This window comes from Prevotella sp. C561 (genome assembly GCF_000224595.1).
GTDB lineage: Bacteria > Bacteroidota > Bacteroidia > Bacteroidales > Bacteroidaceae > Prevotella > Prevotella jejuni.
In genome coordinates, this window is the sequence record NZ_JH114175.1 from 1 (window position 1) to 1,837 (window position 1,837).

Here is a 1,837-nt window from a genome sequence, read left to right on the forward strand (position 1 = left end):
GTCTACCGAGAAGGACATCATTACATTTTATAATGAGCGTGGGGCTAAGTGAAAAAACTTCGACATACAGAACAATGACTTTGGATGGTCACATCTGCCATTTTCCTTTATGGCTGAGAACATGGTTTTCATGATGGTTACTGCCATGCTGAAGAACTTCTATCTCTATCTCGTCCGTCATATCAGCGAAAAGGTCAAGCCGCTGAAAAAGACAAGCAGACTGAAAGCCTTTATCCTGCATTTTGTCAGCGTGCCGGCAAAATGGGTGCGAACGGGAAGGCAGGACGTTCTGAACCTGTATACAAATAAAACCTACTACGCTGAAGTATTCCTTGAATAAACAGTATTTCTTTGTGGATATCATATCCCCCATTGGGTTTGGGTGGGGGATTTTATGCCTATGCAAGAACCAAGAACCCCAGAAAAGTCCCAAATCAATGGATAAATACCAAAATGTCACGTCAATATATAAAAGTAGATCGCAAAGAATAATGCTGCGGAATTGAGGTAGTTCATGCCATAATCATCATAACATGAAATTTCTAAAGGAAGACGAGGTTCTATTACATCGGGTGTACTTGTCAGTGAAGAAACGATATTAGGGTCCGCTCCATTTTCTAAAAGAAACTTTGTCATGTCATAGTTATGCTCCCATACGGCATAAAGCAGATAGGACATACCATGTTTACCCATAGAATTTACGTTCCATCCTTTGTGCATCATATCAAGGATTTTATCCTTGTTACAATCATGAATGGCTTGAATAATGGGATATTCTTTCTCACTAAAAAAACGCTTATAAGGTGCTTCACTGTTAAACATACTGCATGAGGTTAAAATGAGTGATGATAGTAATACTATTATATATTTCATTACCTTATCATTCATTCTCTTTAGTTTTATTTATAGCGGGTTTATATGGGAACTCTACGCCTATACTTTTTAATCGCGCGACAAGCTTTTTAAAGTCTGGATTATCGTAATCGCCTATACCGCTATCTATATAATCTTGCACCCAAAAAGCGACATTTACTTCTCCCTCGAAAACGCCAACTCCTCCTGTCTTCATCGGGTCAGCACCTTTGTCCCATAACCATAGTACGAAAGCCCATTGGGCAGTGACCGCCTGATTTGTAATTACAGTTTCCTTGACACTGTCAAACTGATTTATGTCTGCTCCATGCTCTAATAAGAATTCTATTTTTTTCTTATCTTCATATAATGCAGCCGCAAATAAAGGAAGCTGTGCCCGTGTATCATTCGGATTAGCCCCATGTTCGAGCAATAATTTCATGTAGTTTATGCCATAATCATTATAGCATGAAATTTCTAAAGGAAGGCGAGGTTCTATCACATCAGGTGTACTTGTCAGTGGAGAAACCATATTGGGGTCCGCTCCATTTTCTAAAAGAAACTTTGTCATGTCATAGTTATGTTCCCATACGGCATAAAGCAGATAGGACATGCCATGTTTACCCATAGAATTTACGTTCCATCCTTTGTGCATCATATCAAGGATTTTGTCCTTGTCGCAATCATGAATGGCTTGGATAATGGGATATTCTTTCTCACTAAAAAAACGCTTGTAAGGTACTTCACTGTTAAACATACTGCATGAAGTTAAAATGAGTGATGATAATAATGCTATAATATATTTCATTGCCTTATCATTCATTCTCTTCCCGTATTATCCATGGCTGGTTTATATGGGAACTCTACACCTATACTTTTTAGTCGCGCAACAAGCTTTTTAAAGTCTGGAGCATCATAATCTCCATTTCCATAGTTTATAAAATCTTGTACCCAATACGCAACATTCTCCTTACCTCCAGTATTT

At 38.2% G+C, this 1,837-nt stretch carries 2 protein-coding genes and 1 pseudogene; 1 reads left to right on the top strand and 2 read right to left on the bottom strand.

The features are described from left to right. Positions 1-340, top strand: a pseudogene (locus HMPREF0666_RS17075) (IS1380 family transposase); the annotation flags it as partial. Positions 341-456: 116 nt separating this feature from the next. On the opposite strand, the gene HMPREF0666_RS15775 reads toward HMPREF0666_RS17075, so the two are convergent. After that, positions 457-888: an ankyrin repeat domain-containing protein gene (locus HMPREF0666_RS15775; protein ID WP_009013389.1), complete on the bottom strand. Its 432-nt coding sequence runs from the start codon at positions 886-888 to the stop codon at positions 457-459. Beyond that, the gene (locus HMPREF0666_RS15780; RefSeq protein ID WP_009013390.1) at positions 881-1,675 is read right to left on the bottom strand and encodes an ankyrin repeat domain-containing protein; all 795 of its coding nucleotides are present in this window, start codon (positions 1,673-1,675) and stop codon (positions 881-883) included. Before HMPREF0666_RS15780 ends, HMPREF0666_RS15775 begins: the two co-directional genes overlap by 8 nt. Positions 1,676-1,837 lie beyond the last annotated feature (162 nt).